This window comes from Pseudomonas oryziphila (assembly GCF_003940825.1).
Classification (GTDB): domain Bacteria; phylum Pseudomonadota; class Gammaproteobacteria; order Pseudomonadales; family Pseudomonadaceae; genus Aquipseudomonas; species Aquipseudomonas sichuanensis.
This window is the reverse complement of record NZ_CP034338.1, coordinates 2,032,688-2,045,816: the sequence shown is the minus strand read 5'-3', so window position 1 is coordinate 2,045,816 and position 13,129 is coordinate 2,032,688. Positions and strand designations below refer to the sequence as shown.

Here is a 13,129-nt window from a genome sequence, read left to right as displayed (position 1 = left end):
GATGCGCTATGCTGACGATCATTGAATCTGCGCTTTTCACCAAGCTTTGGCCAGACTACTGGACCGAAGACGAACACGGCGCATTCATGCAGTACCTTGCAAACAATCCGAATGTCGGATCGGTTATCCCTGGTTCAGGGGGGTGTCGCAAGGTCCGCTGGGGCATGGAAGGCCAAGGTAAACGTGGGGCTGTACGGGTGGTCTACACCGTCCAGCTGGCCAATGGAGTCCTGATAACACTGCTGATTTACGGCAAGAGCGCTACAGAGAATATCCCCGCGCATATGCTGCGCAAGATCGCGAAGGAACTGAACCATGCCCCTGACTGAAAAAGAACTGATGCAGCGAGATGCCACACGCAACATTGGCGAAGAACTGCTCCAGTCAATTCGAGATGTCAACGCCGGGCATTATGGCGCCGTTCATCACGTAGATATCAGCGAAGCTGCCGAAGCACGGAACAGAACCGGGCTCTCGCAAATTAAGTTCGCTGAACTGCTAGGCGTCTCCGTGCGCACATTGCAAGAATGGGAACAGGGCAGACGCACCCCCTCAGGTGCAGCACGTTCGTTACTCCATATCGCATCTGCGCGACCAGATGTATTCCGAGAAGTCCTGCAAAATCGCTGACTAACGCTAAATAGCGACGGCCAGGGGCGTTTGATTAACGAAAGTCAGGACGTCTATTCCAAGTGCACCGCGCAAAGGCCGCAACGCGGCCTTTGTCGCAGATTTTCAGCCGCGCTCTATCCCTTCCAGTACTGCCGAAGACAACGCCAGCCCTTTTTCCAGCGAGTTCTCCGTTGCCACCAGCAGGCTGCGCAACGGTTCTTCGGCTTTTTCCAGCGCCAGGGCGTTGGTTTCATAGGCCGCCTGCAAGGCCGCCACGGCGCAGACCAGCGCGTCCTCGCCATCGATGCCGGCGCGAACCGAGAACATCGGGGGATGGGCGTCGTGGCAGGTGCCGAAATGGGCGTGGGCCGTGGTTGGGCGCGGGGGAATGGGCCGGGAGGTTCCGGCTGGGGCGTGGTTCATCGGTGAACCTCCCGGAGCCAGGTGTGGGGTGGATCGGGAACGATTTTCAGCATGGTCAGCACTCCTACATAGCCATGAAAAGCTGCCTGAATCCGCTTGCACTCGGAAAGTTGGAGGCAGCTGCGCGCAGGTGTGCAAGACCGAGATGTAGGAACCCGGCAGGTCCGAAGACCTCCCACGCGCAGCCACCATAAGCGGCTTGCGAGCGAATTCGCCTTGATCAAACAGCGGCGTATTCTTCGCACTACATGTGCGGGCTTGCACACCCGGTCGTTGAAGTGACAACGACCCGGCGAGACTAAGGAGCTCGGCTGACGAGAACAACCGCCGAAAGGCCGCAAAATCATGCTTGGGAAATACCCTACGTGAAATAAGGAAAGTCCTAAGAATTCTCCTTAAAACCAATCACTTGCGTAATCACCGCGATTTCATTCGATGGAACATGCACTTACAGCTTGCCGCTTGCTCCTGCCTGGATATCGCCCTAGCGTGCAGTCTCTTCCCCTCACAGCGCTGCGTGCTCCCATGTGCCAGAATCCACTCCTACAGCCTGTCTGCCTCCCACTCTTGGCCCCGAGGCATCCAACAAGAGCAGCCACCATGATTGAGTTCGATCACGCCATCGGCATTGCCGCCGAAAACCTGCACAAGCTGGTCGCCAGCGCCATGCATGTGCAACTCGAGGAAGCGTTGCTCTCCCCCGACGAGAGCACTTACCACATCACCTACAGCTACCAACTCGACCCGGCCCCCCTCAACGTCGACGCCGACAGCACTTCACCCCTGCGCCAGCTGGCGAAGATCATGGGTACTCGCCGCGAGCACAAGGTGTTTCTCATCGATGCGGCCAGCGGCAAGTTCAAGGGTTTCAGGAACAAGGAGTGATGAATGGCCAGGAAGCTGATCATCGACACCAACCTGCTCCTGCTGCTGGTAATCGGCAGCCTGGAAGGTGGCAGGTTCATCCGGGTGTCAAAACGCCTGAAGAAGTTCGCTGACGCGGACTACCAGAAGGTCCTGGCGATCATCGCCGAGCACGACGAAGTTCACATCACCCCTTACATCGCCACCGAAATCTCCAACCTGATCGACCTCACTGGCCTCGCCTACCATTCGGCCCTCGCCGTCGCCGGCCAGCTGTTCTCGATGTTCCGCCAGGTCGAGTCGGACATCCATACCGACAGCTGTGGCGAGCACTTCCTGCGCTTCGGTATCACCGACAACTCTCTCATCCAACTGGCATCCGACTATTTCATCCTGACCGATGATCACCGGATGCTCGGCCCGCTGTTCGCCAGCCAACCCGCCAACATCATCCCCTACACCCTCGCCTGACCCCCGCCTGACTCAAAGATCAAAACAATTACTTGATTTTTTGTACACGAATATTTCGTCAAAGGTTTATATTCCGACCCACCTGAACAGCAAAGATAGCAAGTGGCCATCAGACAGATACAACGGCCATGTGCACCTTCACTCTCACGGATGGGCGTCACGCATGAAGATAAAGAACAAGCTGGTCCTGGCCTTCGTACTGGTGGCTTTTATCCCGGTGGCGCTGGTCGGCGGCATTTCGGTGCTGAACATCCGCAGTGAAGCGGTGGAGCAGTTCCTCGATGGCAGTACCCGGGAAATCCGCCAGATCGACGGCAACATGCGGCAATTTTTCGACGGTACTCTGCAGAATGTCGATCAAATGGCCAAGGATCCTGTATACACCTCGGTCGCCTCACTCAAGAACTACACTGCCGCCGATGCGGCCAGCCAGCCCCTGCCGCCGGCCGCGCAGCAGGTCATCGACGCCTTCGCCCGCTATGGCACCACCCACCCGGCGGCGGCGATCCTGTCCATCGGCCTGGAAGACGGCAGCTACGCCAAGTGGCCGGACGACCCGCAACTGGCCAAGTACGACCCGCGCACCCGCCCCTGGTACAAGGCCGCCATGGCCAGCCCGGACAAGACCGTGCGCACCGCCGCCTACTACTACGACAAGGACGATGTGGCCCTGGTCGGCACCGCCCGGGCGCTGCTCGACGAAACCGGCAAGGCCAAGGGCGTATTCGTGGTCAGCGTCTCACTGAAAAACCTCACCGAGCTGGTCAAGAGCATCAAGCTCGGCGACAGCGGCTACGTGATGCTGATCGAAGACGGCACGGTGCTGGTCGACCCGCGCGATGCCTCGCACAGCTTCAAACAGCTCAAGGACCTCGGCGCGCCCTACGCACAGCTGGCCGCCACCGCACAGGGCTCCACCGAGGTGGTGATCGATGGCGTGCGCTACATGGCCAACGTATGGACCTCCCCGGGCCTTGGCTGGCGCTTCATCGGCTTGATCGAATACGACGAAGTCATGGCCGCGGCCACGCGCATGACCTACGTCACCACCGTCATCGTGATGCTGCTGGCGCTGGTGTTCGCCCTGGTGGCCGCGGCCTTCTCGCGGGTGATCGTCAAGCCCATCGGCCAGGTCAGCCTGGGCCTGCAGTCGATCGCCGAAGGCGAAGGCGACCTGCGCCGCGACTTGCAGATCCAGGGCAAGGACGAAACCGCCGAACTGGCCGGTTGGTTCAACAAGTTCCTGGCCGCCATCCGCCAGCTGATCCAGCGCATCGGCGCCGCGTCGAACAACCTGCAGCAGGCCTCGAAGGCCAACAGCACCATGGCCGACGACATGAACGAAGCCGCCGGGCGCCAGCGCGAGGCGGTGGAGCTGGTATCCACTGCGTTCAACGAGATGGTCGCCACCGCCAACGAAGTGGCGCGCTCATGCAGCAGCGCCGCCGATGCCGCCGAACAGGGCCATCGCCGAGTGGCCGAAGGCAAGCAGCAGATCGAGCAGACCACCGACAACGTCAACCGCCTGGGCCGCCGCCTGAGCGAATCATCCCAGGCCATGGTCGAACTGGAAGCCGGCAGCCGCAGCATCAACCAGATCCTCGGCACCATCCGCGCCATCGCCGAGCAGACCAACCTGCTGGCCCTCAACGCTGCCATCGAAGCCGCACGGGCCGGTGACCAGGGCCGCGGTTTCGCCGTGGTCGCCGATGAAGTGCGGGCACTGGCCAAGCGCACCGCCGACTCCACCGGCGAGATCGACCAGTTGCTCAATACCCTCGGCGACAAGACCCAGGAGGTCTCGCAGAAGATGGAAAGCTGCCTGGACCTGTCGCGCGCCAGCGTGTCGTCGATCGAGCATGCGCGGGACAGCTTCGAAGGCATCCAGCTGTCGGTGAACGAGATCCGCGACCAGAACCTGCAGATTTCCGCCGCCGCCGAGGAGCAGCACAGCGTGGCCGAAGAGATCAACCGGCACATCCAGCAGATCTACGACGAAGCACGGCTGGTGGAAGGGCTGGCCAGCTCGGCGCAGTCGGACTCCGGGCGGCTGGCGCTGCTGTCGGATGAGCTGAACGGTCTGGTAGGGCGGTTCAAGTCGTAAGGCGTCATGGGGGCGGCGGTGCGCCGATGCGACCTGCTCCGCGAAAGGGCCGGCATTGTCTACAGTGATCTCGAAGCCCTGCGCGAGATCACCATGCCCCACCTACCCCTCCCCCGCAGCGTCTGGGCCTTGGGCTTCGTTTCGCTGTTCATGGACATCTCTTCGGAGATGATCCACGCCCTGCTGCCGCTGTACATGGTTGGCGTACTGGGCACGTCGGTGCTGGCGGTCGGGCTGATCGAAGGCATCGCCGAAGCCACGGCATCGATCACCAAGGTGTTCTCTGGCGCCCTCAGCGACCACTTGGGCAAGCGCAAGCTGCTCACCGTGCTCGGCTATGGCCTGGCGGCCATGACCAAGCCCGTGTTCCCCCTGGCTTCGGGGCTTGAGTGGTTGACTGCTGCCCGCTTCGTCGACCGCATCGGCAAAGGCATACGAGGCGCCCCGCGTGACGCATTGATTGCCGACGTTACCCCTCCGGCGTTGCGCGGGGCGGCATTCGGCCTGCGCCAGGCACTGGATACGGTCGGCGCGTTCATCGGGCCGCTGCTGGCCATCCTGTTGATGTGGCTGACGGCGAGCCATTTCCAGACGGTGTTCTGGGCCGCCGTGATACCGGCCGTGCTGGCCGTCTGTGTACTGCTGGCCTTCGTCCACGAACCTGAAGACCGTGGCGCGCCCAGGCCCGTGCGCTCGCCCTTGGCATTGCCCGAACTGGCACGCCTGGGGCGCGGCTACTGGCGGCTGATCCTCCTGGCCACGTGCTTTGCCCTGGCCCGTTTCAGTGAGGCTTTCCTGCTGCTACGCGGCCAGGCGCTGGGGCTGCCGGCATTGTGGGCGCCAGCGGTGCTGGTGGCCATGGCGCTGGCATTCTCACTGTCGGCCTACCCCGCCGGGGTGCTGTCGGATCGGCTCGGACGACGCGGCGTGCTGATGGTCGGGCTGGGCTTGCTGGTGTTGGCCGACCTCTCGCTGGCGCTACTGCCGAACGGGCTCGGCTTGGCATTGGGCGTGAGTTTGTGGGGGCTGCACATGGGTTTCAGCCAAGGGGTGTTCAGCGCGTTGATCGCCGACAGCGCGCCAGCCGACCTGCGCGGCACGGCGTTCGGGCTGTTCAACTTGCTGACCGGGGTGGCGCTGCTGGTGGCCAGTGCACTGGCCGGAGGGTTGTGGGATTGGCTGGGGTATCAGGCGACGTTTCTGGTGGGTGGGGCTTTTGCGCTGGCCACTTTGGCGGGTGTATGGAAATGCCAGATCCAGCCCTGAAAGGGCCGCTCGGGGCCGTCGCCGACGAGCCGCCCCCCACAATGAACTTGCACGTTCGCTGTAGGAGCGGTCTGAAGGCATTGAGGGCCGCGGATCTAAGCCGGCTCCTCGACCACCGGCTGCTGCTCGAACAACGACCACCCACCCTGCCCGTCCACTTCCAGCCGGTGGGTATGGAACGCCGCCAGGGTACTGCGGTGCCCGACGCTGACCAGCAAGGTCTCGGGCATCTCGCTGCGCAGCAAGGCATACAGCCCATGCTCCAGCCCCTCGTCCATCGCCGAGGTCGACTCGTCGAGGAACACCACCTGGGGCTGGTTGAACAGCACCCGGGCGAACGCCAGGCGTTGCTGCTCGCCCACCGAAAGAATTCGTGACCAGTCGCACTGCACGTCGAGGCGTTCGGCCAGGTGGGCCAGGTTGACCTGGCGCAGCGCCTGCTGCATACGCGCATCGTCCTCGGGCCTGCCGTCTGCCGGATAAGCGATGGCCGTGCGCAGATCGCCCAAGGGCAGGTACGGGCGCTGGGAAAGGAACAGCGCCTGGTGCCCCAGTGGCCGCCGGACCTCGCCTTCGGCATAGGGCCACAGCCCGGCCAGGGCGCGCAGCAAGGTGGTCTTGCCACTGCCCGAAGGCCCCTTGATCAGCAGCGCCTGGCCGGCCTGCAGGTGCAGGTCGAGGTTGGCGATCAGGGCATGGCCGTCCGGGCGCAGCACCTGCAGCCCGGTGATGGCCAATGCTTTGGGCAAGCCGTCGGTGTCGACCTTGGGCAAGGCACTGGCCTGCTGGTTGGCATCAAGGAAGCCGGTCAGACGGTCGAGGGTGGCGCGGTAGCTGGCGAAGGTGTCGTAGGACTCGCGGAAGAACGACAGCGAATCCTGCACCTGGCCGAAGGCTTGGGCAGTCTGCATCACGTCGCCCAGTTTGATCGCACCGCTGAAGAAGCGCGGCGCCTGGAGGATGAACGGGAAGACCACCGCGACCTGGCTGACGCCCAGGTTGAAACCGCTGAATTTCAGGTTCCGGAACACCAGCGCCCAAGCGTTGCCGATCAAGGCGAAGAAGCGGCCGAGCAGCGTGCCGCGCTCAACCTGCGCGCCCTGGTAGAAGGCGATGTTCTCGGCGTTTTCGCGCAGGCGCATCAGCGCGTAACGGAAGTTGGCGGTGAGCTTTTCGTTGAGGAAGTTCAGGCGGATCAGTGGCTGCCCGAGGCGGAAGGCGATCCAGGTGGCGATCAGCACATACACATACACGGCGAACACCATCGCCCGTGGCACTTCGACCCCCGCCACCGCCAGCGGCGCCGACAGCCCCCAGAGAATCCCGGTGAAGGCCACCAGCGAGACCACTGCGCTGACCGCGCCAAGCGCCAACGACACGGAGCCGGTGACGAAGGCGTTCACATCCAGCTCGATACGCTGGTCGGGGTTGTCCACCGGTTCGGCGAGGAATTGCCCGCGGTAATAGGCATCGCCGTGCATCCAGTCGGCGCTCAGGCGCTCGGTGAGCCAGACCCGCCAATGGATGTTGAACGCCTGGGTGACGTAGAAGGCGAACAGCGAACGCAGCACATGAATGGCGGCAAGCACCGCGAACACCCCCAGCATGTACCAGAACGCTGCCTGGTCCAGGGCCTGCAGCGCGCTGTAGAAGCCGTTGTACCAGAACGAGAACAGCACGTTCAGGCGTACCGAGAACAGGGTCAGCACCAGCAGCAGGGCAAATGCCAGCAACGGCCGCCAGCTGCGTTGAATGCTGAAGTAGGGCCCGGCGAGCTGCCAGAACTGGCGGCCCCAGCGGGTGTAGCGCACGGCCAGCGTGGCGGCGGCGGTGAAGCAGACTAGGGTGATGCCAGTGGCAATTGCCAGCCAGCTCAGGCTGTCTTGCAGGGCCTGGTGCCAGTTCATGTCCATGGTGGGTTTCCGTGACAGTGTTTTCGCGAGCGTAGCATTCGCTTGCGAATAGCCTCACGTATATGACGGACATTTCATTTTTTGCCTGTCACGGCCTCATCGCGGGGCAAGCCCGCTCCCACGCTGTTGCTCGTGGGAGCGGGCTTGCCCCGCGATGAGGCCGCACCATCAATCGCTAGGCCAGCGCCTCGCGCACTTTCGGATCAAGCCCCTCCCCCGCATGGGCCTCGATCCACTCCCCCAACTGCCTGCGCATCGCCGGGGTCCAGAAGCTTTGCAGGTGCTGGCGCACGCCCTGCACCGCCTTGTCCCGGTCCGGCTCGCTGTCGAAGTAGTGGGCGATCTGGTTGGCCATCTTCACCAGGTTGTCGCTGCTCATCGGCGTACCTCCGCCTTTTCCTTGCCTTGCGCCTGACGTCGCTCGTCAAGCAGGCGCCGCTGTTCGTCACTGAAGCTCTGGTAGCGCTTCTGCCATTCCGACGGCTGGAACACCTTCACCACCTCCACTGCGGTGACTTTGTACTCGGGGCAGTTGGTGGCCCAGTCGGAATTGTCGGTGGTGATCACGTTGGCGCCGGACTCGGGGAAGTGGAAGGTGGTGTACACCACCCCCGCCGCCACCCGAGCGCTGACCCTGGCACGCAGCACGCTCTGCCCCGCACGGCTGCCCACGCCGACCCAGTCGCCGTCGCTGATGCCGCGGCTCTCGGCGTCGCTGGGGTGGATCTCCAGGCGGTCCTCGGCGTGCCAGGCAACGTTGTCGGTACGCCGGGTCTGCGCACCGACGTTGTACTGGCTGAGGATGCGCCCGGTAGTCAGCAGCAGCGGGTAGCGGTTGTTGACCTTCTCGTCGGTGGGCACATAACCGGTGAGCATGAAGCGGCCCTTGCCGCGTACGAACTGGTCGATGTGCATGGTCGGGGTGCCATCGGGGGCGGCGTCGTTGCACGGCCACTGCAGGCTGCCGTGGCGGTCGATCTCGCTGTAGCTGACGCGGTGGAAGGTCGGCGTCAGGCGGGCGATTTCGTCCATGATCTCGGACGGGTGGCGGTACTGCATCGGGTAACCCAGGGCGTTGGCCAGGGCCATGGTGGCTTCCCAGTCAGCCTTGCCGGCCAACGGTTCCATCACTTTGCGTACCCGCGAGATGCGCCGTTCGGCGTTGGTGAAGGTCCCGTCCTTTTCCAGGAACGAACTGCCCGGCAGGAACACATGGGCAAACTTGGCCGTTTCGTTGAGGAAGATGTCCTGCACCACCACGCACTCCATCGCCAGCAAGGCCGCGGTGACGTGCTGGGTGTTGGGGTCGCTCTGGGCGATGTCCTCACCCTGGCAGTACAACGCCTTGAAGCTGCCATCGAGCGCGGCCTCGAACATGTTGGGGATGCGCAGCCCGGGGTCGGGTTGCAGGGTCACGCCCCAGGCCTGTTCGAACTCGCTGCGCACACTGGCGTTGGAGATATGCCGGTAGCCGGGCAGCTCATGGGGGAACGAGCCCATGTCGCAGGAACCCTGCACGTTGTTCTGCCCGCGCAGCGGGTTCACCCCTACCCCTTCACGGCCGATGTTGCCGGTGGCCATGGCCAGGTTGGCGATGCCCATCACCGCGGTGCTGCCCTGGCTGTGCTCGGTCACGCCCAGGCCGTAGTAGATCGCCGCGTTGCCGCCGGTGGCGTACAGCCGGGCGGCGGCGCGGATCTGCTCGGCGGGCACGCCGCACACCGGGCCAAGCAGCTCCGGGGCGTTGTCGGGCAGGGCAACGAAATCGCGCCAGCGGGCAAAGTCCTCGGTCTCGCAGCGGGCATCGATGAAGCGCTGGTCGAGCAGGCCTTCGCTGACGATTACATGGGCCAGGGCGTTGAGCATGGCCACGTTGGTGCCCGGGCGCAGTTGCAGGTGCAGCTCGGCACGGGCATGGGGCGAGTCGACCAGGTCGATGCGCCGTGGGTCGATGACGATCAGCCGCGCGCCCTGACGCAAGCGGCGCTTGAGCTGCGAGCCGAACACCGGGTGGGCGTCGGTGGGGTTGGCGCCGATCACCAGCACCACGTCGGCCTGCATCACCGAGTCGAAACTCTGGGTGCCGGCGGATTCGCCGAGGGTTTGTTTGAGGCCGTAGCCGGTCGGTGAGTGACAGACCCGCGCGCAGGTGTCGACGTTGTTGTTGCCGAACGCGGTGCGCACCAGCTTCTGCACCAGGTACGCCTCTTCATTGGTGCAGCGGCTGGAGGTGATGCCGCCGATGGAGTCGCGCCCGTACTTGAGCTGGATGCGGCGCAGCTCGCTGGCGGCATAGGTCACCGCCTCGTCCCAGCTGACCTCTTGCCAGGGGTCTTGCAGACGCTTGCGGATCATCGGCTTGGTGATGCGGTCGGGGTGAGTGGCGTAGCCCCAGGCGAATCGGCCCTTGACGCAGGCGTGACCGTGGTTGGCGCCGCCCTGCTTGTCCGGGACCATGCGCACCAACTGGTCGCCCTTCATCTCGGCGCGGAACGAGCAGCCCACACCGCAATAGGCACAGGTGGTGATCACCGCGCGCTCGGGCTGGCCGAGCTGGACCAGGCTTTTTTCGCTGAGGGTCGCGGTCGGGCAGGCCTGCACGCAGGCGCCGCAGGAGACGCATTCGGAGCTGAGAAAATCGGCGCCACCGGCGGCCGCCACCCGCGAGTCGAAACCGCGCCCGGTGATGGTCAGGGCGAAGGTGCCCTGGATGTCTTCGCAGGCGCGCACGCAGCGGCTGCAGACGATGCACTTGCTGGGTTCGTAGTCGAAGTACGGGTTGGAGACGTCCTTTTGTTCATTCAGGTGGTTGTCGCCGTCATAGCCGTAGCGCACCTCGCGCAGGCCGACCTGGCCGGCGACGGTCTGCAGCTCGCAATTGCCGTTGGCCGAGCAGGTCAGGCAGTCCAGTGGGTGGTCGGAAATGTACAGCTCCATCACATTGCGCCGCAGGTCGGCCAGGCGCGGGGTTTGCGTGCGCACCACCATGCCCTCGTTGACCGGCGTGGTGCACGACGCCGGGTAGCCGCGCATGCCGTCGATCTCGACCATGCACATGCGGCACGAGCCGAAGGCTTCGAGGCTGTCGGTGGCACACAGCTTGGGGATGGTGGTGCCGAGCAGCGCGGCGGCACGCATCACCGAGGTGCCGGCCGGCACACTGATCGAACGGCCATCGATGACCAGGCTGACCTGCACGTCGCTGACACGCTCGGGGGTACCCAGGTCGATATCGCTGCTGGGGTCGAAGTAGTTGATCATTGCGCGGCCTCCAGGCCGAAATCGGCGGGGAAGTGCTTGAGGGCGCTGGCCACCGGATACGAGGTCATCCCGCCCATGGCGCACAGCGAACCGTATTGCATCGTGTCGCAAAGGTCGCGCAGCAGTCCGGCCTGGCTTTCGCGCATGGCTGGGTCGGTGCTGGCGATCAGCCGGTCGACCACCTCGACGCCGCGGGTCGAACCGATCCGGCATGGCGTGCACTTGCCGCACGACTCTTCGGCGCAGAACTGCAGGGCGAAGCGCGCCATGCTGGCCATGTTCAGGGTGTCGTCGGCCAGCACCACGCCGCCGTGGCCAAGCATCGCGCCCATGGCGGCAAAGGCCTCGTAGTCCAGCGGCGTGTCGAACTGGGCCGGCGGCACCCAGGCGCCCAGCGGGCCACCCACTTGCGCGGCCTTGATCGGCCGGCCGCTGGCGGTACCGCCGCCGTAGCCTTCCACCAGCTCGCGTAGGGTGAGACCGAACGCCCGCTCCACCAGGCCGCCGTGGCGAATATTGCCGGCCAGCTGGAACGGCAAGGTGCCCAGCGAGCGGCCCATGCCGAAGTCGCGATAGTACGCAGCACCCTTGGCCAGGATGATCGGGATCGAGGCCAGGGTGAGCACGTTGTGCACCAGCGTCGGCAGGCCGAACAACCCCTCCAGCGCTGGCAGCGGGGGCTTGGCGCGGACGATGCCGCGCTTGCCTTCGAGGGATTCGAGCAGCGCGGTTTCCTCGCCGCAGATATAGGCGCCCGCCCCGACCCGCACCTCCAGGTCGAAGGCCACAGCTTTGCCGGCGACGTCCAGGTAACCGGCTTCGCGGGCCAGCAGGATCGCCTCGTTCAGGGCGCGGATGGCATCCGGGTACTCCGAGCGCACATAGATGTAGCCTTTGCTCGCCCCGACGGCGAGCCCAGCGATGATCATGCCCTCGATCAGCAGGAAGGGGTCGCCCTCCATCAGCATGCGGTCGGCGAAAGTGCCGGAGTCACCCTCGTCGGCATTGCACACCACGTATTTCTGCACAGCCTGGGCCTGGCGCACGGTGCGCCACTTGATGCCCGCCGGGAACGCCGCGCCGCCCCGACCACGCAGGCCGGACTCAAGCACGGCTGCGACCACCTCATCGCCCTCCATCAGCGTTGCCCGGCGCAGGCCCTCGAAGCCACCGTTGGCGTGGTAGTCGTCCAGCGACAACGGCCGGGTGATGCCCGCGCGGGCAAACAGCAGGCGTTGCTGGGTTTTCAGGTAAGGGATCTGCTCGACCAGGCCCAGTGCCAGGGCATGGCCTGGCTCGCCTGTGGCGAGGGCGTCGAGCAAGCCCGGCACGTCTTCGACCGAGACCGGCCCGAAACCCAGGCGGCCGGCGTCGCTTTCCAGCTCGACCAACGGCTCCAGCCAGTACAGGCCACGCGAACTGGTGCGCTGGATGCGCAGTGGCAGCTGGCGACGTTCGGCCTCGCGGGCCAGCGCCTCGGCCACCTGATCGGCGCCGACGGCGCGGGCCACCGAATCACAGGGAATGCACAGGTTCAACATGCCTTCACCTCCTCACGGCAGCCATCCACCAGCGCCCGCAAGCGCTCGGGGGTGAGCCGGGCATGCAACTGGCCATCGAGCTCGAGCGCCGGTGAACAGGCACAAGCGCCCAGGCAGTAGACCGGGCGCAGGCTCAACGCGCCGTCGGCGCTGGTGCCGTGGTCGTCCAGGCCAAGCTGTTCGCGCAACTGTGCGGCCAGCGCCTCGGCGCCGCGGCTCTGGCAGGACTCGGCGCGGCACAGGCGCAGCGTGTGCCGGGCAGGCGGTGTGGTGCGAAAGTCGTGGTAGAAGCTGATGACCCCGCGCACCTCGGCCAGGCTGAGGTTGAGGGCATGGGCGATTTCATTGATGGCGATGTCGGGGATATAGCCGACGCCGGCCTGGATGGCGTGGAGGATCGGCAACAAGGCGCCGGGGGTGTCCTTTTCACGGGCCAGGACGCGCTGGATCAGGGGCAGGTGGTTCAACTCATCAGGCATACAGCAAACCTCGGCAACCCGGGCCACCCCGAAACATGAGCAGTACCCGGCGGTGTTCAGCTGCGGTGCGCGGCCACGTCACGGTGACGATGTGCCGGGCACCCTCCTTGCCTGAGGCCGAGCGTCTAGGTGCGCGCGGTCCGAAGGCATCTCCAGAGCATGGCAGCTATTGCGCGAAGAGGTTGTGCGCGGGCG

The 13,129-nt window shown here is 64.7% G+C and carries 12 protein-coding genes; 6 read left to right on the top strand and 6 right to left on the bottom strand.

Translation table 11 applies throughout. From position 1 onward, the window contains the following. The first annotated feature begins 8 nt into the window (after nucleotides 1-8). Together EJA05_RS09775 and EJA05_RS09770 are read left to right on the top strand one after the other, a co-directional pair. The gene (locus tag EJA05_RS09775; RefSeq protein ID WP_190306046.1) at nucleotides 9-329 is read left to right on the top strand and encodes a transcriptional regulator; all 321 of its coding nucleotides are present in this window, start codon (nucleotides 9-11) and stop codon (nucleotides 327-329) included. Then, nucleotides 316-630 (top strand): helix-turn-helix domain-containing protein, encoded by a 315-nt coding sequence (locus EJA05_RS09770; protein WP_125858096.1) that lies wholly within the window; start codon nucleotides 316-318, stop codon nucleotides 628-630. The genes EJA05_RS09775 and EJA05_RS09770 overlap by 14 nt, the downstream gene beginning before the upstream one ends. A 105-nt stretch (nucleotides 631-735) precedes the next feature. On the opposite strand, the gene EJA05_RS09765 is transcribed toward EJA05_RS09770, so the two are convergent. Beyond that, the gene (locus tag EJA05_RS09765) at nucleotides 736-1,035 is read right to left on the bottom strand and encodes a hypothetical protein (protein WP_125858095.1); all 300 of its coding nucleotides are present in this window, start codon (nucleotides 1,033-1,035) and stop codon (nucleotides 736-738) included. A gap of 600 nt (nucleotides 1,036-1,635) precedes the next feature. Between EJA05_RS09765 and EJA05_RS09760 the strand changes: the two genes are divergently transcribed. From EJA05_RS09760 to EJA05_RS09745, 4 genes are all read left to right on the top strand, one after another. Further along, nucleotides 1,636-1,920, top strand: coding sequence for a hypothetical protein (locus EJA05_RS09760; RefSeq protein WP_125858094.1), 285 nt, complete (start codon nucleotides 1,636-1,638; stop codon nucleotides 1,918-1,920). A 3-nt stretch (nucleotides 1,921-1,923) separates the two neighbouring features. Beyond that, entirely contained in the window at nucleotides 1,924-2,370 is a 447-nt protein-coding gene (locus EJA05_RS09755) for a PIN domain-containing protein (RefSeq protein WP_125858093.1), read from the top strand. A gap of 163 nt (nucleotides 2,371-2,533) precedes the next feature. Then, nucleotides 2,534-4,474, top strand: a complete 1,941-nt coding sequence (locus EJA05_RS09750; protein WP_125858092.1) for a methyl-accepting chemotaxis protein — start codon at nucleotides 2,534-2,536, stop codon at nucleotides 4,472-4,474. A 93-nt stretch (nucleotides 4,475-4,567) separates the two neighbouring features. After that, nucleotides 4,568-5,740 carry an MFS transporter gene (locus EJA05_RS09745; RefSeq protein ID WP_125858091.1) on the top strand — a complete coding sequence of 391 codons (1,173 nt, stop codon included), beginning with the start codon at nucleotides 4,568-4,570 and terminating at the stop codon, nucleotides 5,738-5,740. 95 nt (nucleotides 5,741-5,835) lie between these two features. On the opposite strand, the gene EJA05_RS09740 is transcribed toward EJA05_RS09745, so the two are convergent. The 5 genes from EJA05_RS09740 to EJA05_RS09720 form a co-directional block, all read right to left on the bottom strand. Continuing rightward, nucleotides 5,836-7,653, bottom strand: a complete 1,818-nt coding sequence (locus EJA05_RS09740) for an ABC transporter ATP-binding protein/permease (protein ID WP_125858090.1) — start codon at nucleotides 7,651-7,653, stop codon at nucleotides 5,836-5,838. Between the two features lie 175 nt (nucleotides 7,654-7,828). Further along, nucleotides 7,829-8,032 (bottom strand): formate dehydrogenase subunit delta, encoded by a 204-nt coding sequence (locus EJA05_RS09735; RefSeq protein WP_125463428.1) that lies wholly within the window; start codon nucleotides 8,030-8,032, stop codon nucleotides 7,829-7,831. Continuing rightward, entirely contained in the window at nucleotides 8,029-10,914 is a 2,886-nt protein-coding gene (gene fdhF, locus EJA05_RS09730; RefSeq protein ID WP_125858089.1) for a formate dehydrogenase subunit alpha, read from the bottom strand. Before fdhF ends, EJA05_RS09735 begins: the two co-directional genes overlap by 4 nt. Then, the gene (locus EJA05_RS09725; RefSeq protein WP_125858088.1) at nucleotides 10,911-12,455 is read right to left on the bottom strand and encodes a formate dehydrogenase beta subunit; all 1,545 of its coding nucleotides are present in this window, start codon (nucleotides 12,453-12,455) and stop codon (nucleotides 10,911-10,913) included. Before EJA05_RS09725 ends, fdhF begins: the two co-directional genes overlap by 4 nt. Next, nucleotides 12,449-12,934 carry a formate dehydrogenase subunit gamma gene (locus EJA05_RS09720; RefSeq protein ID WP_110996094.1) on the bottom strand — a complete coding sequence of 162 codons (486 nt, stop codon included), beginning with the start codon at nucleotides 12,932-12,934 and terminating at the stop codon, nucleotides 12,449-12,451. The genes EJA05_RS09725 and EJA05_RS09720 overlap by 7 nt, the downstream gene beginning before the upstream one ends. Between the last annotated feature and the right edge of the window lie 195 nt (nucleotides 12,935-13,129).

Bases quoted from the DNA above. Each gene is read 5' to 3' on its own strand.
- EJA05_RS09740 (WP_125858090.1), bottom strand. From the start codon at position 7,653: ATGGACATGAACTGGCACCAGGCCCTGCAAGACAGCCTGAGCTGGCTG.
- EJA05_RS09775 (WP_190306046.1), top strand. From the start codon at position 9: ATGCTGACGATCATTGAATCTGCGCTTTTCACCAAGCTTTGGCCAGAC.
- EJA05_RS09750 (WP_125858092.1), top strand. From the start codon at position 2,534: ATGAAGATAAAGAACAAGCTGGTCCTGGCCTTCGTACTGGTGGCTTTT.
- EJA05_RS09755 (WP_125858093.1), top strand. From the start codon at position 1,924: ATGGCCAGGAAGCTGATCATCGACACCAACCTGCTCCTGCTGCTGGTA.
- EJA05_RS09765 (WP_125858095.1), bottom strand. From the start codon at position 1,035: ATGAACCACGCCCCAGCCGGAACCTCCCGGCCCATTCCCCCGCGCCCA.
- EJA05_RS09720 (WP_110996094.1), bottom strand. From the start codon at position 12,934: ATGCCTGATGAGTTGAACCACCTGCCCCTGATCCAGCGCGTCCTGGCC.
- EJA05_RS09770 (WP_125858096.1), top strand. From the start codon at position 316: ATGCCCCTGACTGAAAAAGAACTGATGCAGCGAGATGCCACACGCAAC.
- EJA05_RS09745 (WP_125858091.1), top strand. From the start codon at position 4,568: ATGCCCCACCTACCCCTCCCCCGCAGCGTCTGGGCCTTGGGCTTCGTT.
- EJA05_RS09760 (WP_125858094.1), top strand. From the start codon at position 1,636: ATGATTGAGTTCGATCACGCCATCGGCATTGCCGCCGAAAACCTGCAC.
- fdhF (WP_125858089.1), bottom strand. From the start codon at position 10,914: ATGATCAACTACTTCGACCCCAGCAGCGATATCGACCTGGGTACCCCC.
- EJA05_RS09735 (WP_125463428.1), bottom strand. From the start codon at position 8,032: ATGAGCAGCGACAACCTGGTGAAGATGGCCAACCAGATCGCCCACTAC.
- EJA05_RS09725 (WP_125858088.1), bottom strand. From the start codon at position 12,455: ATGTTGAACCTGTGCATTCCCTGTGATTCGGTGGCCCGCGCCGTCGGC.